Origin of the sequence: Paracoccus beibuensis, from assembly GCF_026162625.1 — a bacterium.
In the GTDB taxonomy this organism is placed as follows: Bacteria; Pseudomonadota; Alphaproteobacteria; order Rhodobacterales; family Rhodobacteraceae; genus Paracoccus; species Paracoccus beibuensis.
Genome location: NZ_JAOTBD010000071.1, coordinates 1 through 5,705, shown reverse-complemented (window position 1 = coordinate 5,705; position 5,705 = coordinate 1). Strand labels below are relative to the sequence as shown.

General features: G+C 64.9%; 6 protein-coding genes and 1 pseudogene. 5 read left to right on the top strand and 2 right to left on the bottom strand.

Annotated elements, in window-relative coordinates:
• The coding region (locus tag OC159_RS19555) for a transposase (RefSeq protein ID WP_265502915.1) at positions 1-114 on the bottom strand (114 nt) is incomplete at its 3' end.
• A gap of 181 nt (positions 115-295) precedes the next feature.
• Here OC159_RS19555 and OC159_RS19550 point away from each other — a divergent pair.
• Positions 296-1,521 (top strand): annotated as a pseudogene (locus tag OC159_RS19550) (IS5 family transposase); the annotation flags it as partial.
• 99 nt (positions 1,522-1,620) lie between these two features.
• Here the strand turns inward: OC159_RS19550 and hpbA are convergent.
• On the bottom strand, positions 1,621-3,657 hold the full coding sequence (gene hpbA / locus OC159_RS19545) for an N-methyl-L-proline N-demethylase HpbA (protein ID WP_265502914.1): 2,037 nt from the start codon (positions 3,655-3,657) through the stop codon (positions 1,621-1,623).
• A gap of 142 nt (positions 3,658-3,799) precedes the next feature.
• Between hpbA and OC159_RS19540 the strand changes: the two genes are divergently transcribed.
• From OC159_RS19540 to OC159_RS19525, 4 genes are all read left to right on the top strand, one after another.
• A complete protein-coding gene (locus OC159_RS19540) occupies positions 3,800-4,435 on the top strand; it encodes a TetR/AcrR family transcriptional regulator (protein ID WP_265502913.1) in 636 nt (211 codons plus the stop codon).
• Positions 4,432-4,560 carry a hypothetical protein gene (locus tag OC159_RS19535; RefSeq protein WP_265502912.1) on the top strand — a complete coding sequence of 43 codons (129 nt, stop codon included), beginning with the start codon at positions 4,432-4,434 and terminating at the stop codon, positions 4,558-4,560. The genes OC159_RS19540 and OC159_RS19535 overlap by 4 nt, the downstream gene beginning before the upstream one ends.
• Before the next feature lie 149 nt (positions 4,561-4,709).
• Positions 4,710-4,946 carry a pyrroline-5-carboxylate reductase family protein gene (locus tag OC159_RS19530; RefSeq protein ID WP_265502911.1) on the top strand — a complete coding sequence of 79 codons (237 nt, stop codon included), beginning with the start codon at positions 4,710-4,712 and terminating at the stop codon, positions 4,944-4,946.
• A 356-nt stretch (positions 4,947-5,302) separates the two neighbouring features.
• Positions 5,303-5,473 (top strand): hypothetical protein, encoded by a 171-nt coding sequence (locus OC159_RS19525; protein WP_265502910.1) that lies wholly within the window; start codon positions 5,303-5,305, stop codon positions 5,471-5,473.
• The last annotated feature ends 232 nt before the right edge of the window (positions 5,474-5,705 follow it).

Genomic DNA, 5,705 nt, shown 5'->3' with positions numbered 1-5,705 from the left:
CGTCGGATGCACGCCGTATTCGGCCGCCAGCTCCGACACCGTGCGATCGCCCTTCAAAGCCTCCAGCGCCACGCGCGCCTTGAAGCCCGCGTCATGGTTCCTGCGTTTCCGCATTTCTGATTTCCTCGTCCTCGGAGATCAGCAGACGTCAGGTCGTAGCTTCCGACACTGTCCGATTTTCGGGGAGTAGCTCAGTTTCGTATGCGTTGGGCAGAAGCCTTGCGATCCGGTCGCCGATGAAGCTCATTTTCGTGCTCCTGAACAGGATGACCTGCTCCGCCCCCGACTGGTCGACATGATCGCCACCAGCTGGTGAAGCTTGCGGAACTGATGGATTGGCGCGCGCGCTTCTTCCCTTCGCATCAGGGTCAGCCTGCGCCGTCGCCGCGCCTGGTGGCGGGGCTGATGTATCGCCAGCAAGCCTTCAAGCTGTCGGACGAGGCCGTCGTCGCCCGTTGGGTCGAGAACCCGTATCATCAGCACTTCACCGGCGAGACGTTCTTCCGGCACCGCCCGCCGATCGATCCCTCGTCGCTGGTGCGCTGGCGCAAGCGGATCGGCGAGGAAGGAGTCGAATGGCTGCTGACCGGGACCATCGAGGCAGGCCGAGCCGCCGGCGCGGTCGGCGACAAGAGCCTGAAGCGGGTCGCGGTCGACACAACCGGAATGGAAAAAGCCATCGCCCATCCCACGGATGCGCGGCCCTTCCGAGCGGGCGCGCGCACGGCTGGTGGAGGTGGCGAAAGAAGCCAGGATCGATCTGCGCCAGAGCTACGCCCGTCTTGCCCCGCGACTGGCCCTTCAAGTCGGGCGGTATGCCCATACCCGGAAAATTCAAGCGCATGCCCAAGGCCCTGCGCCAGATCAAGAACTTTGCCGGAAGGCTCTGCCGGGACCTGCGCCGCCACTCGCAGGACATTTCCGAAGGTCCGCTGCGCGGACGGGTGCTGGAGGCGCTCTGGCTGGTCGGCCGCCTGCTCGAGCAGACGCCGCAGAGCAAGAACAGGGTCCATTCCCTGCACGAGCCGGAGGTCGACAGCATCTCCAGGGGCAAGGCCCGCATCCGCTACGAGTTCGGCACCAAGGTCAGCCTCGCCACAACCCTCGACGGAGGCCTCGCTGTCGGCGCCCGCAGCTTCCCCGGCAACCCCCACGACGGCCATACCCTGGCGCCTGCGCTGGAACAGGTCGCCATCCTGACCGGCCAGGTGCCGGCTCTGGCCGTGGTCGGCCGCGGCTATCGCGGCCACGGCGTGGAGACGGCCAGGGTCCTGATCAGCGGCACGAGACGCGGCATCACCCCCGCTATCGGCCAAGCTCATCAAGCGACGAAGCGCCCTCGAGCCTGAGATCGGGCACATGAACACAGGCGGTCGCCTCGCCAGGCGCCCGCTGAAAGGCCGCATCGGCGATGCCGTCCTCTGCGCCTGCGGCCACAACATCCGCAAGATCCTCGCCCGTATGAGGGTTCGTTGGTGTCTGCTGCTTCACCTGACCAAGGCCAATATCTGGCGCGAAAGACACTGCCAGAGCTTCGCGCTGGCCGTCCGACACAGTTGTTCAGGCCGGACTATTTGGGACAGAAACCTGCAATGCCTGCACGTCTCGGGGCGCTCGTGGCTACAGATCCTTGACCAGTCTGAGGGCATCGTGGATGGCGGCGTGGGTGTTGCGGGCGGCCACGGCGTCGCCGATCCGGTAGAGGCGGAAGCTGCTGCCGGGATTGTGCAAGACGGCTTGCCGCCGTCCAGCGATCAGCGCGTCGTAATCGACCTCGCCCAGGTTCCTCGACAGCGGCTTGAGGTCGAAGTAGAGGTCGTCCAGCGGGCGGGTACCGTGGTTCACCACCACCTGGTCCACCAGCCGCTTGCAGGTCATGTCGCCGTAGTCGCTGCCAAGCGTCGCGCGCAGGCGGTTGCCCTCGCGCACCACGGACAGCAGACGCCAAGTCACCGTGAAGGTGACGTCGCGGCGCTGCAGGCTGCGCATGTAGGGCACCAGGTTCATCGCCATCACCTCGGGCGCGAAGCTGCGGTCGGGCGTCACAATCTCGACCCGTGCGCCGGTCGCAGCGATGGCATCGGCGGCCTGCAGGCCCGCGTGGTCGCCCGCGTCGTCGAAGACCAGCACGTCCTGTCCGGGCTTCACATCCCCCGCAATGATGTCCCAGGCCGAACAGACCAGGTCGTTCCCCTCGGCCAGAACATCGGTATGAGGAAGGCCGCCGGTGGCGACGATCACCTCGTCGGGGTGGGTGGCCAGCACGTTATCCACCTCGGCAAAGGTGTTGAAGTTGAAACTCACGCCGTGCTTCTCGCACATCGCCATCCGCCACGAGATGATCGAGATCATCTCGCGCCGGCGTTCCTGCAGCGCGGTCAGCCGGATCTGGCCACCGGGCCGGTCGGCGGCCTCGAACACGGTGACTTCGTGCCCGCGCTCGGCCGCGACGCGGGCGGCCTCCAGACCGGCGGGTCCTGCCCCAACAACCGTCACGCGGCGCTTTTCGGGCGCGGGCGGAACGTCATGGGGCATCGTCTCCTCGCGCCCGGTGGCGGCGTTGTGCAGACAGAAGGCCAGCCCGCCCTGGTAGATGCGGTCGAGGCAATAGTTCGCGCCAACGCAGGGGCGGATGTCGTCCTCGCGCCCCTCGATGATCTTGCGGACCAGGTGCGGGTCGGCCATGTGCGCCCGCGTCATCCCCACCATGTCCAGAAGGCCCGACGCAATGGCATGCCGCGCCGTTGGCACGTCCGGGATCTTGGCGGCGTGAAAGGTGGGAAAGCCGGTGGCCTTGCGGATCTCTCCGGCAAAATCCAGGTGCGGTGCGTTGCGCATCCCATGCACCGGGATCACGTCGGTCAGCCCCGCGTCAGTGTCGATATGACCGCGGACGACGTTCAGGAAATCGACCAGTTTGCTGTCCTTCAGCATGTGAGAGATCTGGAAGCCTTCGTCGCGCGTCATGCCGCCCGCCAGGACCTGATCGCCGGTATAGCGCAGGCCCAGGATGAAGTCCTCGCCGCAGCGCCTGCGGATGGCACGCAGCACCTCCATCGTGAAGCGCAGCCGGTTCTCCAAGCTGCCGCCCCAGGGCGCCTCAAGGTCGTTGGTCAGCGGCGACCAGAACTGTTCCAGCAGGTGACCATAGGCCTCCAGCTCGATCCCGTCGACGCCCGCCGCCTTCATCCGTTCCGCCGCATCAGCAAAGTCTCCGATGATGCGGGTGATGTCCCATTCCTCCATCCGCTTGGGAAAAGCCCTGTGCGAGGCCTCGCGCTCGTGGCTGGGGGACACGACCGGCAGCCAGTCGCCCTTGTCCCACCGCGTGCGGCGGCCCAGGTGGGTCAGCTGGATCATCACCGCCGCGCCATGATCGTGACATTCGTCGACCAGCTGCTTCATCCAGCCGACGATCTCGTCCCGATAGGCCAGGATATTGTTGAAGACGGGCGGACTGTCCTTCGACACCGCAGCGGAACCTGCAGTCATCGTCAGTGCGACGCCGGCCTTTGCCCGCTCCACATGATAGGCCCGATACCGCTCCTTGGGCATGCCATCCTCGGGATAGGCCGGTTCATGGCTGGTGATCATGATGCGATTGCGAAGTGTCAGGTGCTTCAGCTGGTAGGGCTGGAGAAGCGGGTCGTTGGACATTTTCGACTGCCTGCGTGGGGGGGGTCGGCTGATGAACCACGAAATGTTCATGTATGTCAAGAAGTCTAACTTCATTGATTGTCATCTAGACTTCACTGAACATTTTCTTGCGGGATGGTCAGAGGATCGGTATGATCGGCTGATGAACGAACATGCCATTTCTTCTTCCGGCTGGCGGGGTTCTCGTGACGGCTGGCTCGAGGCAGGCTACCGCACCCTGATCGAGAACGGCGTCGACGCGGTAAAGATCATGCCGCTGGCCAAGCAGCTGAACCTGTCGCGCACGAGCTTCTACTGGTTCTTCGAAGACCGCGAGGCGCTGCTGGCCGCCCTCCTGGAGGGCTGGGCCGCCCGTACGACCGAGCCCCTTGTTGCCGCGACGTGGCACTATGCCGAGACGCAGGCCGAGGCGATGCTGAACGTGATCGGCTGCTTCCTTGCGACTAAGACCTTCGATGCGCGGCTGGAGTTCGCCATCCGCAGCTGGGCACTTCAGGATCAGGGCGTGGCGGACAGGGTCAAGGCTGCGGACGACACCCGCCTCGGCGCGCTGTCGACGATGATGCAGCGTTGGGGACATGATCCAGTGGCCGCGGACGTGCGGGCGCGAACCATCTACCTGGTTCAGATCGGCTATATCTCGATGCAATCCGCGGAGGACCTGCAGACCCGCCTCGACCGCATCCCGACCTATGTCCAGATCTACACCGGTGCGCTCCCGGAACCGAGAGAGATCGCGCGCTTCAACGCCCAATTCCGGGACAGGCAGGCCTCATGACGATCGGCATCATCGGGGCTATGGGTCGGCTCGGAACGGCCACGGGCGCGGGATTTCTGGCGCACGATGTCAAAGCCGTCAGCGACCTCAGCCTGTTGGAACGCACCGGCGCCAAGGCGGACTAAACGGCCATCGCGACGTCATCTGGGCCAGCAATGCCACCGGTCTGGTCGAACGAAGCGACCTCGTCATCAGGTCGGTCCGGCCGCAGGATTGGCTTTCGCTGCGGTTTGCCGCGTCCGGCAAGCTGGTCCCATCCTTCATGGAGGGCGTCATGCTGGCGCATTTCGCGGTCTGCGGCGGCCGGATCTTCCTTATCATGCGCATTGCAGCCATCGGGATCGGAGCCTGCTATTCCGCCTGGTCCGCGCCGCCGGGGGTCACGGATCAGGACCGCGACCGGATACACGCGGACCTCTCCGCGATCGGGATCGACAATCAACTGGCAGAGGAAAGTCAGATCGATCGGGTGACTGCGGCCTCGGGATCAAGTTCTGCTTATCCGGCCTGACGGCTGCGACGACTGCGGATTGGCCGAACCAAAGCGGACTACCATACCAAGCCGCCTAATGACGCCGCGGGCACGGCATGCGGCTGCTGCAGAGGCGAATCGACCAGGCCCGCACCTGATGGAGGCCGGCACGGTCAACCTGGTGGCGGCCGACGACGGGTGGGATCTTCACGAGGTGAAATTTTGATCGACGGCAAGGAACATCGGCGCTGGCGTGCCGTCAATCCGCAAGTCGTCGTCCTCGACATCCTGGTCCAGAGCCGCGGTGATGCTGGGGCCGAAAGGCGCCTGTTGCGCAAGCTGATGAAGCGGCAGGGGCGCATTCCGCAGATTATGAGCCCCATAAAGCCGGACAGATGCAGCGGTTTCTCGTCACCTACGATCAAGTCGCCAGTCGCTTCCAAACGCCAAACACCGAAGACAAACCAGACGACAGCCTCACGCGATCTGCCGACAACGCGCGACAATCGCCGTCGCTTGACGAGCCGACGAAAAAGGTGCCCGTCAAGCTGAACGCGGCAGGCTGACGATGCCGCGCCGCTAGCTCGGCCGCAGCCACGTATCCGATGGCAGATGTGGAGTCCAAGTGTTGATGCAGGCGAGGTCGGACCACGGGGCGGTCCGACCGCGTTGTCAGGCGAGATCTCGCGGCATCAGGGCTTCGGGCAGGTTTTGGTAGCAGACCGGGCGCAGGAAGCGGCGGATCGACAGCGTGCCGACCGAGGTGGCGCCGAAATTGGTGCTGGCGGGGTATGGGCC